The sequence below is a fragment of the Promicromonospora sp. NPDC050262 genome (genome assembly GCF_040655935.1).
Lineage (GTDB): Bacteria > Actinomycetota > Actinomycetes > Actinomycetales > Cellulomonadaceae > Promicromonospora.
Map to the genome: position 1 here is coordinate 1 of NZ_JBFAKX010000041.1, position 13,264 is coordinate 13,264.

Sequence of the window (13,264 nt, forward strand, 5' to 3'; positions counted from 1 at the left end):
GGTGTCAGACGTACAGGTCACCGGGGTGACCTGTACGTCTGACACCTCCGGGGCGGGGGTCAGAGCAGGTCCAGCAGTCCGCGGCCGTGGGTCGCGAGACCGCCGATGTAGGCGAGCGTCACGAGCACCTTGCGCGTGGCACTCGCCGAGATGCGCCCGACGAGCAGCTCGCCCAGCCCGACGGAGGCCAGGAGCGCGACGCCGACGGTCGCCCACTCCCAGGCCGCGAAGGAGGGAAACGTGGCCTCGGCGAAGAGGAGCTTCGCCGTCATCGCGGCGACCGCGTTGGTGAGGAAGATCGGCTGGGCGGTGGCCGCGAAGTCGCGCGGGTCCCAGCGGTCGAGCACGGAGTAGACGGCGATGGGCGGTCCCCCGATCCCGGCGGCGACGCTGCCGAACCCCGCAGCCGCACCCGTGACGAGGAGCGGGAGCCGGGCCTCCGGTGCGAAGGGCCGCTCCGCGCCGCGCAGGCGCGAGGTCACCAGCGCGAGCGTCATGGCGACCACGACCACGGCGCCCACGCCGATCTCCAGGGCGGACGCGCTCGCGTCCCGGATGACCAGGGCCGCCGGCACGCTCATGGCGACCGAGGCGCTCACCAGCCAGCCGTAGCGGCGCCAGTTCACGCGGCGGATGGTGCGCCCGAGCACGAGCAGGGCCATCACCGCGCCCACGAGGTTGACGAACAGGACGCCCTCGATCGGGCCGATGAGGAGCACGATGAACGGCCCGGCGACGAGCCCGAAGCCCATTCCCGCGACGCGCTGCAGGGAGCCCCCGACGAGGATGGCGAGGACGAGGAGGGCGAGCACGCCCCCTACGCTAGCCACGTAGTTTCCGACCGGACTCCAGGGGATTGGGGGCCCCGGGCCGACGGCGGCGTCCGTACCGCAAAACCGTTGCGCAGGCGCGCGGCCCGCACGGCACAATCGCGTCGTGGCCAAGAACTCGAAGTCCGCCCGCGCCAGCCACGGGACGCCCGCCGTCGTGACCCTGGAGAAGTCGGGCGTGCCGCACACGCTGCACCCCTACGAGCACGACCCGGCGAGCGACATCGGCTACGGCATGGAGGCCGCGGAGGCGATCGGCGTCGACGCGCCGCAGGTGTTCAAGACCCTGCTGGCCGACGTCGACGGGAAGCTCGTGGTGGGCATCGTGCCCGTGGACCGCAAGCTGGACCTCAAGGCGCTGGCCCGCGCGGCCGGCGGCAAGAAGGCCGCGATGGCCGATCCCGCGGCGGCCGAGCGGGCCACCGGGTACGTGGTGGGCGGCATCTCGCCGCTGGGGCAGAAGACCCGGCACACCACGGTGCTGGACGAGTCCGCCGAGGCGTTCGACGTCGTCTACGTGTCCGGCGGCCGGCGCGGGCTCGACGTCGGCCTCGCGCCGGCCGACCTGCTGACGCTCACGAACGGGACGACGGCCCCGATCGCGCGCGACTGAGCCGGAGGCTCAGGCCGCCGCGGCCTGCTTGCGGTAGGTCGGCAGCAGCGCGTCGCTGGGGACGATCTGCTTGCCGAGCGGCATGAGCGAGACCGGGATGAGCTTGAGGTTGGCCCAGGCCATCGGGATGCCGATGATCGAGATCACCAGCGGGATCGCGGTGAGGACGTGCCCCAGCGCGAGCCACCAGCCGGCGACGATCACCCAGATGACGTTGCCGATCAGGGAGAAGATGCCGGAGCGCGGGCTCTCGATGACCTCACGCCCGAACGGCCACAGGGCGTATCCCGCGATGCGGAAGGACGCGACGCCGAACGGGATGGTGACGATGAGCAGGCAGCAGATGATCCCCGCGAGCATGTACCCGAGCCACAGCCCGAACCCCGCGAAGATGACCCAGATGATGTTCAGCAGAGTTCTCATGGGACCCATCCTTCCGTAGAGCAGCAGGTCACGGAACCAGGCACCTCCCTGATCCGACCCTGAGCGTCCCGGCGTGATCGGCGACGGCGCCGGGCCCGCACGCGGCCTCCGGTCCAGTCTGCCGACGTCCGCCTGCCCCGGCACCCCGAAATAGACTCGCCCCGTGCCCGACCAGCCCCAGCCCGCCACTCCGCCCTCGTCAGCACAGCCTTCGGCAGCACAGCCCCCGGCAGTGCAGCCTCAGCCCGCACCCGGCACGGTCGCCGACCGGCTCGCGACCGTCCGGGGCCGCATCGCCGCGGCCGCCGACGCCGCCGGGCGTGGCCCGGACGAGGTGCGGCTGCTGGTCGCGACCAAGACGCAGACGGCGGACGCCGTGCTCGAGGCGCTGGCCGCGGGCGTCGACCTGATCGGCGAGAACCGGGTGCAGGAGCTCGTCGCGAAGGCACCGGCCGTGGCCGGCCGGCTGGCGGACGGCACGCTCCAGGTGCACATGATCGGCCACCTGCAGCGCAACAAGATCAACCAGGTGCTGGCCACCGCCACGGGCCTGGAGACGCTCGACTCGCTCGACCTGGCGCGGGCGATCTCGGACCGCTGCGTGCGCGACGGCCGCACCGGCGACACCGCCCTGGACGTGATGGTGCAGGTCAACGTGACCGGCGAGGACAGCAAGTCCGGTGTCGGGCCGGAGGACGCCGGAGCGCTCGCCACCGCCGTCGCCGCCCTGCCCGGCCTGCGCCTGACCGGGTTCATGACCATCGGCGCGCGCCTGGAGGGATCCTCGGAGCGGACCGTCCGCGCGGGGTTCGCCCGGCTGCGGGCGATCCGCGACGAGGTGCTCGCGTCGGGGGCACCGGGGACGGGTTCGGCGTCGGAGCTGTCGATGGGCATGACCGGCGACCTGGAGCTCGCGATCGCGGAGGGCGCGACGATCGTACGGGTGGGTACGGCGGTCTTCGGCCCGCGCCCAGCACCCTGACCGGCACCGGCACCGGCACCGGCGCCGGCAACCGGACCGCCGTCGTGACCGCCACCACTCTTTGACCCAGGTCACAGACGCGCCACCGCCTCGGCGGCTACCGTCTTGGGGTCCCCCCGCCGACTCCTTGGAGTGATAGAGCCATGTCCACCGTCACCGTGCTGCGGCCCGCCACCGACGCCGACATCTCTCACCTGGTGAGTCTGAACAACGCCTCGATCCCCGCCGTCCCGGACACCCCGGCCGACGACATGACCGAGCTGCTCGACGCGTCGTCGCTCGCCCTGGTCGCCGTCGACCCGCAGGCGCCCGCGGAGCCGCTCGGCTTCGTCGTGGCGCTCGACGGCGGCGAGGACTGGGAGGGCGAGAACTACGCCTGGTTCGAGGAGCGCGGCCTGGACCACCTGTACGTGGACCGCATCGTGGTGGGTGAGGGCGCCCGCGGCCGCGGGATCGGCCAGCTCTTCTACGACGCCGTGTTCGACGCCGCCCGGACCGCCGGCCACGACGTCGTCACCTGCGAGGTCAACCTGAACCCGCCGAACCCCGGGTCGATGCGCTTCCACGGCCGCCTCGGGTTCTCGGAGCGCGGTCAGCAGCTCACCAAGGGCGGCGACGTGCTGGTCGCCAAGCTCGCGGCCGACGTCCGCACCGCGGGTTCCCGGCGTCCGGCCGCGGCCTGACCGGACGCCGGGACCACCCGGCTATGCCGGCTCGATCCCCAGCCGCGCCAGCGCCTCGCGCACCGACGGCCCGCTGAACCGTCCCGGCTCGACGGCCAGCGCCGTCATCGCCGCCGACCGGTCCACGCCCGCCACGAGCATCACGAGGGCGGCCCGGAGGTCGCCGTCGGTCGCCGCGAGCGCGTTCGCGCACACGTCGGACTCCAGGTCCGTGGCCTGCGTGAGCAGGCGCACCAGGCGCTTGCGCAGCTTCTCGTTGGTCGCGAGCACCTCGACCATGAGGTTCGAGTAGGTCTTGCCGAGCCGCACCATGACCGCCGTCGAGAAGGTGTTCAGCACCATCTTCTGGGCGGTGCCCGCCTTCATGCGGGTGGAGCCCGTGATGGCCTCCGGCCCGGTGTTCACCAGGATGGGCACGTCGGCCTTGGGCGCCAGGGCGGCGAACGGGTTCGACGCGAGCAGCACGGTCCGCGCCCCGCGGGCACGGCCCATGTCGAGCGCTCCCCCGACGTACGGGGTGTTGCCGCTGGCGGCGATGCCGAACACGACGTCCGCCGGCCCGACGTCGGACACGAGCGCGGAGCCGGCCTCGACGTCGTCCTCCGCGCCCTCGGCCGCCTTCTTGAAGGCGCCCAGGCCGCCGGCCAGGTGCGGCACGAACATCTCCTCGCCCACGCCGTACGTGGGCAGCAGCTCCGCGGCGTCCAGCAGGCCCATGCGGCCCGACGTGCCCGAGCCCACGTAGTGCACCCGGCCGCCGGCGCGGATGCCGTCCACCGCCAGGTCGATCGCCTCCACGATGCGCGGGTGCGCCGCGCGTACCGCGGCGATGACGGCGGCGTCCTCGTCGGTGATCATGCGCACCATGTCCGCCGTGGAGACCACGTCGATGTCACGGGTGCGCGGGTTGCGCTCCTCGGTGGGTGAGACCGGGCGCGGCGCCGACTGTGCGTGCCGTTCGAATCCCGCCTCCGCGATCATCGGCGAGCCCCCTTCGTTCTGCTTGCTCTGTGCTCTTGGACTTCGTGCTCGTACTGCTCGTGCTGCTCGATCTCGTTCCGCGGTCCCACGCCCCGCAGGCGCTCGACGGCCGCTGCCGCGTTCGCCCGACCGGTCCCGCACGCCACCACCACCGCCGGGCCACCACCGCTCAGCGTCCCGAACCAGTCACCGACCGGCCCGGGAAGTCCCGTGTGCACCACCACCAGATCCGGGCGCACCGCCCAGAGCCGCTCCAGCCGGCCCCGTTCGGCCGAACCCGGGACGGGTTCGCGGGTGATCACGACGAGCGGTTCGGCCCGACGTGGAGCGCCCTCAGGAAATTCTGCGCCACGTTCGGTACCGGTTCTGTCGAGATCCGCCGATACACCGTACCGGGTGAATCGGGCAATAAGCACTCCAAGTCCATCATCGTCCAGTCCGAGCCCCTTCGACAGGGGCTCGGGCAGGGTTCCGGGGCGAGCTTCGGGCGAACCTTCGGGCAGCGCGTCGGGCGCCTCCGGGCCGGGCCACTCCCGCACCCCCGGCCAGACGTCGGCGATCGCCGTCTGGACGTGCCGGGCCTTGCGTCCGGCGGCGTGGTCGAGCCGGACGCGCAGGTCCACCACGTCGGGCCGGGCATCCCGCCCGAACGGCACCAGGCGCGCGCCCCGCACCCGCACCACGGCGTCCGCGATGCCCGCGCCCAGCTGGGCCAGGTCCGCGAGCGCCCGCCGCGCGGCGTCGGCGTCGGTCACGGCGCCCACGGCGGCCCGCCGGTCGTGGACTGCGGCCACGAGCGCGCGCGTCCGTGCCCCGGACGCCTCGAGCCGCTCGACGCTCACGCGCCCGGAGGCGACCGCCTCGATGAGCGCGTCGTAGGACTCGGTGTAGAGGGCGGGGTCGAGGCCGAGGCAGAGCAGGTCCGCGCCGGCCTCGACGGCGCGGACGGCGGCCTCGCCCACCGTGCCGGTGAGCTCGCGCAGCGCGCCCATGTCGAGCGCGTCGGTGATGACCGGTCCGTCGTGGCCGAGCTCCCGCAGCAGGCGCGTCGCCGCCGGCTCGATCGACGCGGGCGCCGGTCCGACGGCGGGGAACAGCACGTGCGCGGTCATGACGGCGTCGAGCCGGGACTGGTCGCGCCGCGACGCGTCGAGTCCGGGCGGCTCCGCACCGAGCCGCCCCTCGGGGCACAGGGCTCGCGCGAACGGGACGAGGTCGCGGGCCCGGACGACGTCGAGCGGCTCGTCGACGACCGGCAGGCCCACGTGGGAGTCCACGGTGGTGGCGCCGTGGCCGGGGAAGTGCTTGCCGCACACACCCACGCCCGCGCTGCGCACACCGCGGGCGAACGCGATGCCGTGCCGGGCGACGTCGTCGGGCGTGGTGCCGAAGGCGCGCACGCCGATCACGGGGTTGTCGGGTTCGGAGACGACGTCGAGCACCGGGCCCAGCAGCAGGTCGATGCCCGTCGCGGCGAGCACGCGGCCCAGCACCCGGCCGGCGTCCAGCGAGATCGCGCCGCCCGGCAGCACGCCGAGCGCCGCGGCCCCGGGCAGGGAGGAGCCGTGGGTGGCCTCCAGCCGCGACACGTCGCCGCCCTCCTCGTCGACGGCGATCAGCAGGTCGGGCGAGATCGCGTGCAACGCCGCGGACAGCGCGGCCGTGGTGGCGACGTCGGGCGTGTTGCGCGCGAAGTAGACGACGCCGGCCAGGCCGGCGCGGGCGGCGGCGGCCAGCCAGGCGGGCACGCCGTCGCCGTCCGGCCCGACGGCGTTCTCGAACCCCGGCAGGAGCATCCCGTTGACGGCGCGCTCGGTGCGACCGGCTTCGGGCCGACCAGCCTCGGGCCCGGCTTGCGGCCTCGGCTCCGGCCCCTCCTTCGGTGCGTCGGTCATTCCTTCACGGCCCCCGCCGTCAGCCCCGCGGCGAGCCGACGCTGGACCAGGACGAAGAAGACCATCACGGGCACGGTGATGATGGTGGAGGCGGCCATGATGGCGCCCCAGTCGTTGGAGTGGATGCCGAAGAACGAGCGCAGGCCGATCGCCACCGTGTAGTTCTCGGTCGCCCCGCCGAGCATCGTCATCGCGAAGATGAACTCGTTCCACGCCGTGATGAAGCCGAAGATGCTGGTGGCGACCAGGCCGGGCGCCACCAGCGGCAGCAGGACGGACCAGAGCATGCGGCCCCAGCTCGCGCCGTCGAGGTAGGCCGCCTCCTCCAGCTCGACCGGGACCGCGGCGACGAAACCGCGCAGCATCCAGATCCCGAACGGCAGGGCGAGGGCGACGTACACCACGATCAGGCCCATCAGGGTCTCCAGGAGCTGGAGGTCGCGGACCTGCACGAACAGCGGGATGACGAGCGCCTCGAGCGGCACCATCTGCACGACGAGCACCAGCATCAGGATCTGCGTGCGCATCCGGAACCGGAAGCGGGCCACCGCGACGGACGCCAGCAGCGAGAGTGCCGAGGAGATCAGGACGGTGCCGAGCGCGACGAGCAGCGAGTTGCGCAGGAACGTGCCGAACCCGCCCTCCGTCAGCACGAACACGTAATGCTCGAGCGTGGGCTCGGCGGGCCAGAAGCTGCTGGTGTGCCCGGCCTGCGCGTCGAGCGAGCTGTTCAGCATCCAGTAGACGGGGAACAGCGTGAACACGAGCAGCAGGGCCACGAGCACGCCCTTGCCGAGCTGCCGCAGGGGCGACCGGCGCGCGGTGCGGCGCAGCGGACGGCGGGCCGGCCGGGCGAGCGCGCCCCTGGCGGCCGGGGCCTGACGGATGGTGGTCATCGTTCCTCCTCCGCCAGGACGGTGCGCACGTAGACGGCGGTGATGACGAGCAGCAGCACCGTCAGCAGCACCGCGATCGCCGAGCCGAAGCCGTACCGGTTCTGCCCGAACGACTCGACGTACGACCACACGCCCAGGTTGAGCACCGACCGGTTGGACCCGGCGCCGCCGGGCATCAGGTAGACCTGCGCGAACACCTTGAAGTCCCAGATGGTCGACAGGATGATCACGACGGCGAACACCTGGCGCAGCTGCGGTACGACGATCGAGAAGAACCGGCGGAACGACCCGGCCCCGTCCATCTCGGCGGCCTCCAGCATCTCCTTGGGCACGCCGAGCAGCCCCGCCAGCACAGTCACCGCGACGAACGGGAAGCCGTGGTGGATCACGTTGAGCAGCACGATCGCGTAGAACGTCCACCGGTTGGTGAACCAGTTGGTCGGGTCGTCGAGCAGGCCGAGGCTCATCAGGACGTCGTTGAAGACCCCGCGGTCGGCGTCGAAGATCCACACCCACACGTACGTGCCGGTGACGGCGGGCATGGCCCAGGCGGCCATGATCGCGCTGGAGGTGACGGTGCGCCAGAAGGTGCCCAGCGAGGCGAGCAGCACGGCGACGGCCGTGCCGAACGCGACGGTGCCCACCACGGACAGCACGGCGAACCCGACGGTGTTGGGCAGCACCACCGTCCACAGCTCGGGCGTCGCCAGGATCTCGCGGAAGTTCTCCAGGCCGATCCAGTTCGGCTCGCCGGTCGTGATCTCCCGCAGGCCGTAGTCCTGCAGCGAGAAGAGGAACACCCGCACCAGGGGCCACAGCAGCAGCACCGCCAGGACGGCCAGGGCGGGGGCGAGCAGCAGCCAGGGCCGCACGACGGCGGCCCTGGCCCTGCCCAGGCGGGGAACGGTGGCTGTCGCCAGGGAGTCAGCCAAGGGTCACTCGGAACCGTTCAGCAGGCCGGTCATCTCCTCGGCGGCGGCCGTGCTCGCTCCGGCGACGTCCGAGTCCCCGGAGAGGATCGACTGCATCATCGTGCTCGTGGTGGCCTTGGCCTGCACCGAGCCGTAGGTGGGCGCGGCCGGCACCGAGGCGCCGCCGTCCACGAACTGCTCGGCGAACGGCGCGACCAGCGGGTCGGTGCTCTCCAGCGTCTCGTCGAGCAGCGACACCTGGCCCGGGAAGTACCCGGACTGCTCGGCCCACTGCTGCGCGAACTCGCCGGTGGTCATCATCTCGACGAACGTCCAGGCCAGGTCCTTGTCGTCGGCCGTCTCGAAGACGCTCAGGTGCGAGCCGCCCAGGACCGACGGCGCGATGCCGCCGTCCTGGCCCGGGATCGGCACGGCGGCGAACTTGCCCTCCATGTCCGCGTTGGCCTCGACGATCGCGCCCGGCGTCCAGGAGCCCATGACCGCCATCCCCACGTCGCCCGCGGCGAAGGAGTCGAGCACGTCGGTCTCGCGCCACGTGGTGGCGCCGGCCGACGAGTAGCCGCCCTCCGTGGCCAGCCCGGTCCAGAACCCGATGCCCTCCTGCGCCTCGGGGCTGTCGAGGCCCGAGGTCCAGGTGTCGCCGTCGAGCGTGGCGACCTCGCCGCCCGCGCCCCACACCCACGGGTAGACGGTGAACTCGGCGTCGCCGGGCACGGCGACGGCGATCTTGTCGGGGAACTCCTTCTTGAGCGCGGCCGCGGCGTCCTCGATCTCGGCCCACGTCGTGGGCGGCTCGACGCCGGCCTGCTCGAACAGCTCCGTGTTGTAGACCAGCGAGCGCACGCCGGCGTACCAGGGCATGCCGTAGAGCTGCTCGTCGTAGGTGCCGGCGTCGACCAGGCCCTCGACGAGGTCGTCGCTGACCCCGGCCGCGTCCACGTACTCGTCCAGGGGGGCGAGCGCGCCGGCGTCGGCGAACTCGGGGGTCCAGGTGGTGCCGGTCTCGGCGACGTCGGGGGTGGTCCCGCCGGCGATGGAGGTGACGAACCGGTCGTGGGCGTCGCCCCACTCGACGAACTCGACGTCGAGCGTCGCGCCGGTCTCCTCCTCGAACGCGGTCGAGACGTCGGCGAAGAAGTCCTCGGCGTCCGGGTTGGTGCCCTGCATGATCCACACGCTGAGGGTGCCGTCACCCTCGCTGTCGCCGCCGCCACCACCGCCGCAGGCGGCCGTCGTGGCCGCGAGAAGCAGGGCTCCGGTGGCTGCCGCCACGGGCCGTCGCATCGCTCGAGTCATCCTTCGGCTTCCTTCCGCTGGTCCTGCGCCGGGCGCCGCGAGAGTAGCCAGATGGTATTTCTGAGAAATGAACTTCCCAATACGCGGCATTGCGTGGAGATTACTGACCGGGTGAAGTGCATGCTAGGGGTGTTACCAAACCGTGATTGCCCATCATGGCATGGCACCTTTCACCCGCGGCTAAGGCACGCGCGCGGTCCATTCCGGAGTACCGAACTTCGACTCGACCAGAGCTCGCGCCAGCGCCCACTCGTCGGGCGTGACCTCGCCCGGCACGGTGCGGTACCGCTCGCGGAACGACGCCTCGAGCGCGTCGATCACCTCGGCGCGGCTGAGCCCCGTCTGCGAGCGCAGCGGGTCCACGCGCTTGTTGGCGCTGCGGGTGCCCTTGTCGCTGAGCTTCTCGCGCCCGATGCGCAGCACGTCGGTCATCTTGTCGGCGTCCATGTCGTACGCCATGGTCGCGTGGTGCAGCACGGCGCCCCCGGCGAGCCGCTTCTGGGCGGCGCCGGCGATCTTGCCGGCGGGCGACGCGATGTCGTTGAGCGGCACGTACGAGGCCTCGATGCCGAGGCCGTGCAGGGCGCCGATCACCCAGTCGTCGAGGAACGCGTAGGACCGTTCGAAGCTCAGCCCGTCGACGAGCGAGCCCGGCACGTACAGGGAGTAGGAGATGGTGTTGCCGGGCTCCATGAACATGGCGCCACCACCCGAGATCCGCCTGATCACGCGGGCGCCGTGCCGTGCGGCACCCTCGGAGTCGACCTCGTTGCGCAGCGACTGGAACGATCCGATGATCACCGCGGACTCGTCCCACTCCCAGAACCGCAGGGTCGGCCCGCGCCGTCCGGCGCCCAGCTCCTCGGTGAGGACCTGGTCGAGCGCGACGTTGAGCAGGGGCGAGACCGCGGGGGTGCGGATCACCTGGAACTCGTGGTCCTCCCAGGCCGTCGCGTGGCCGAGCGCGCGCCGGGCGGCGACGGCCACGGCGTCCGCGTCGAAGCCCACGGCGGTGGCGCCGTCCAGGGCGCCGCGCACCGCCTCGGCGAGCTGCGCCTTCGACGCGTCGGCGGGCATCCCGTCGAGGGCCGCGCCCATGGCCTCCAGCGCCTCGTCGGGCTCGAGGAAGAAGTCCCCGCTCACCCTGGTGCCCGTCAGGCGGCCCGGCGGACCCGCCGCCCCGTCCACCTCGGTCTCGACACGAACCAGCTTTCCGAGTGGAACCTTGAACTCTCCTCGCACGTGTTCACAGTAGGCGACGGTGCCTGTGGTGTCCGACGTCGGAGCGAGCCTTGGGTACGGAAGGTGAGGTCCGACGTCGGGCACGTCCGATATTTGGCGAGAAGAGGCGTCAGAACAGACCAGAATTTCCTCTTCTCTTTAGACAACCTTGCCCTGGTTTCGTGTCAGAATGACCTGGTGTCGGAACACTCACAGGGATTTGATGGAGTGGCGGTCGAGGGCTTTGATGCCTGGGTCGTCGCTCTCGACGTAGGCGGCAGTGGCTCGCGCCTGGTCGCAGAGTTCGGCAACTCCGTGAACCCCGAGCGGATCAGCCTCAGCGGGCGCGCCGTCAAGGTCAACCACCACGGCAGCGACGCCTCGGCCGTCGTCGCCTCCCTGTGCCAGTCGTTCAACGCGTGGGCCGCCCGGATGGGCCACCACGGCATGAGCGACGGCAGCACCGCACCCGTCTCCTCCGCGGCGGTCGGCATCACCGGCCTGACCTCGCTGGTCGAGAAGCCGCTCGAGATCCACGACATCCTCGCCCGCGAGCTGCGGACCAACCGCACCGCCGTGGCGGGTGACGCACTCACCGCGCACCTCGGCGCCCTGCGCGGGCGCGCCGGAGCCGTGCTGTCGGTCGGCACGGGCGCCGTGGCGTTCGGCTACGACGGCGTGAACCGCTGGCGCCGCGCGGACGGCTGGGGACACCTGCTCGGCGACCTGGGCGCGGGCGTCTGGGTCGGCGGCGAGGCGCTGCGCGCCGCGGGCCGCTACCACGACGGCGCGAGCCGTGGTGCGTCGAAGCGCCTGCTCGAGGCGGCCGTCGCCAAGTTCGGCCTCATCGAGAGCTGGCCCAACCAGTTCTACAAGAACGCGGAGCGCGCCAAGCAGCTCGCGTCGATGGCGCCCGAGGTGATGATCGCCGCCGCCGAGGGCGACCCCACGTCGATCCGGATCCTCGAGGAGGCCGGGCGGCACCTCGCCGACACGCTGGCGAGCGCGCTCGGCCGTGACATCCCGCCGCTGGCCTCCACGACCGGTCGCCTGGTCCAGGAGGAGTCGCCGCTCACGGTGTCGCTCACCAAGCACCTCTCGGAGGACCGTCCCGACGTCTCGCTCGTACCGAGCGGAGGCTCCCCGCTGGACGGCGCACTCCACCTGGCCCGCCGGCTGCGCGAGGCGCCCCACTCCGTGACGGGGTTCCGGCCGTGGCTCACCATCCGCGTCGACGGCCACCACACCAGCCGCGACACCCCGGAGGACGTGGGCGGCACCGACATCCTCACCGCTCAGCTCTCGGCGACCGACCTGCCTGGTGACGAGCTTCAGTGAACGACGGCAGTTCACCCGCATGGTCCTTCACTGACGTGCTGTGCCCGGATCCCCGGTACGGGTGTATGTTCTCGACCCAGCCTCACCACACCATCCCGGGAGATGCGACATGACAGGTGACGTCCTCGTCCGACTCAGGCGCGCACTACCGACGCTGCGGCCAGCGGAGGCGAGAGTGGCGCAGACGGTCCTCGACGACCCGAACACCGTCGTCGCCTCGACCATCACCGAGCTCGCCGGGCACGCGGACACGTCACAGGCCACCGTGGTGCGGTTCTGCCGTGCCGTCGGCTACGCCGGTTACCCCGAGTTCCGGATCGACCTGGCACAGGCGACCAGCCGCCGCGAGGTCGAGATGGAGCGGTCCGGCATCGCCGAGGGCGAGATCAACCAGACCGACGACATCGAGGCCGTCGTCTCCAAGATCGCGTTCCACGAGGCGCGCACCATCGAAGAGACCGCCCGCATGATCGACACGGACGCGATCGAGCGCGTGGCGGTGGCGATCTCCGAGGCCAAGCGGGTCGACGTCTACGGCGTCGGATCGTCCAACCTCGCCGCCGCCGACCTCGCGATGAAGCTGCAGCGCATCGGCGTCTTCGTGTTCAGCTCGCCCGACCCGCACCAGCAGCTCGCCTCGTCGGCGCTGCTCGAGCCGGGCAACGTGGCCGTGGCGGTCTCGCACTCCGGCCAGACGCGCGAGACCAACCAGGCACTGGAGATCGCGCGCAAGCGTGGCGCCCTCACGGCGGCGATCACGAACTTCCCCGACGCCCCGATCGGTCTCGTGTCCGACGTCGTGCTGGCCACCACGGCCCGCGAGACGCAGTTCCGGGTGGGTGCCATGTCGAGCCGCATCGCGCAGCTCACCGTCGTGGACTACCTGTTCGTCCGCGTCGCGCAGCGCACCTACGACCGCTCGTCCATCGCCATCAAGGCGACGTACGACGCGGTGCGCGACCAGCGCCTCGACTTCGGGACCACCAAGGTGGACCGGTCGGCGGCCCCCGCCGCGCCGGTCGCCTGACCACTTCTCCATCTCGTCGAGTGCGGGGTGTCTGTGGGACCAACGGCTGTTGGTCCCACACCACCACCCCCCCCACCAAGCGGAGGCACACCGAAAAAAAAAGAACAAAAAAAACAGAAAGAGGGTGAGGGGTTGTGGGGTGGGGGT

The 13,264-nt window shown here is 71.9% G+C and carries 13 protein-coding genes; 5 read left to right on the plus strand and 8 right to left on the minus strand.

Annotated elements, in window-relative coordinates:
* Positions 1–59: 59 nt before the first annotated feature.
* Positions 60–812 (minus strand): sulfite exporter TauE/SafE family protein, encoded by a 753-nt coding sequence (locus AB0I29_RS27490; protein ID WP_357487442.1) that lies wholly within the window; start codon positions 810–812, stop codon positions 60–62.
* A gap of 124 nt (positions 813–936) precedes the next feature.
* Here AB0I29_RS27490 and ybaK point away from each other — a divergent pair, with 124 nt between their 5' ends.
* Positions 937–1,443, plus strand: a complete 507-nt coding sequence (ybaK, locus tag AB0I29_RS27495; protein WP_357487444.1) for a Cys-tRNA(Pro) deacylase — start codon at positions 937–939, stop codon at positions 1,441–1,443.
* A 9-nt stretch (positions 1,444–1,452) separates the two neighbouring features.
* Here the strand turns inward: ybaK and AB0I29_RS27500 are convergent, their stop codons facing one another.
* Positions 1,453–1,866: a YccF domain-containing protein gene (locus AB0I29_RS27500; RefSeq protein ID WP_285107181.1), complete on the minus strand. Its 414-nt coding sequence runs from the start codon at positions 1,864–1,866 to the stop codon at positions 1,453–1,455.
* Between the two features lie 232 nt (positions 1,867–2,098).
* Here AB0I29_RS27500 and AB0I29_RS27505 point away from each other — a divergent pair, with 232 nt between their 5' ends.
* Positions 2,099–2,848 carry a YggS family pyridoxal phosphate-dependent enzyme gene (locus AB0I29_RS27505; protein WP_357487447.1) on the plus strand — a complete coding sequence of 250 codons (750 nt, stop codon included), beginning with the start codon at positions 2,099–2,101 and terminating at the stop codon, positions 2,846–2,848.
* 143 nt (positions 2,849–2,991) lie between these two features.
* Positions 2,992–3,531 (plus strand): GNAT family N-acetyltransferase, encoded by a 540-nt coding sequence (locus AB0I29_RS27510; RefSeq protein ID WP_357487449.1) that lies wholly within the window; start codon positions 2,992–2,994, stop codon positions 3,529–3,531.
* A gap of 21 nt (positions 3,532–3,552) precedes the next feature.
* On the opposite strand, the gene murQ is transcribed toward AB0I29_RS27510, so the two are convergent.
* From murQ to AB0I29_RS27540, 6 genes are all read right to left on the minus strand, one after another.
* Positions 3,553–4,512, minus strand: a complete 960-nt coding sequence (gene murQ, locus AB0I29_RS27515) for an N-acetylmuramic acid 6-phosphate etherase (RefSeq protein ID WP_357487450.1) — start codon at positions 4,510–4,512, stop codon at positions 3,553–3,555.
* Entirely contained in the window at positions 4,509–6,407 is a 1,899-nt protein-coding gene (locus AB0I29_RS27520) for a glycoside hydrolase family 3 N-terminal domain-containing protein (protein WP_357487452.1), read from the minus strand. Before AB0I29_RS27520 ends, murQ begins: the two co-directional genes overlap by 4 nt.
* On the minus strand, positions 6,404–7,303 hold the full coding sequence (locus AB0I29_RS27525; RefSeq protein WP_357487454.1) for a carbohydrate ABC transporter permease: 900 nt from the start codon (positions 7,301–7,303) through the stop codon (positions 6,404–6,406). The genes AB0I29_RS27520 and AB0I29_RS27525 overlap by 4 nt, the downstream gene beginning before the upstream one ends.
* Complete coding sequence (locus AB0I29_RS27530) at positions 7,300–8,223, minus strand: sugar ABC transporter permease (protein ID WP_285107304.1); 924 nt, start codon at positions 8,221–8,223, stop codon at positions 7,300–7,302. The genes AB0I29_RS27525 and AB0I29_RS27530 overlap by 4 nt, the downstream gene beginning before the upstream one ends.
* A 15-nt stretch (positions 8,224–8,238) precedes the next feature.
* The gene (locus AB0I29_RS27535) at positions 8,239–9,531 is read right to left on the minus strand and encodes a sugar ABC transporter substrate-binding protein (protein ID WP_285107171.1); all 1,293 of its coding nucleotides are present in this window, start codon (positions 9,529–9,531) and stop codon (positions 8,239–8,241) included.
* Between the two features lie 180 nt (positions 9,532–9,711).
* Positions 9,712–10,773, minus strand: a complete 1,062-nt coding sequence (locus AB0I29_RS27540; RefSeq protein ID WP_357487457.1) for a biotin/lipoate A/B protein ligase family protein — start codon at positions 10,771–10,773, stop codon at positions 9,712–9,714.
* Between the two features lie 177 nt (positions 10,774–10,950).
* On the opposite strand from AB0I29_RS27540, the gene AB0I29_RS27545 reads away from it, so the two are divergent.
* Positions 10,951–12,090 (plus strand): BadF/BadG/BcrA/BcrD ATPase family protein, encoded by a 1,140-nt coding sequence (locus AB0I29_RS27545; RefSeq protein WP_285107168.1) that lies wholly within the window; start codon positions 10,951–10,953, stop codon positions 12,088–12,090.
* Between the two features lie 109 nt (positions 12,091–12,199).
* A complete protein-coding gene (locus AB0I29_RS27550) occupies positions 12,200–13,117 on the plus strand; it encodes a MurR/RpiR family transcriptional regulator (RefSeq protein ID WP_285107166.1) in 918 nt (305 codons plus the stop codon).
* Positions 13,118–13,264: the final 147 nt, after the last annotated feature.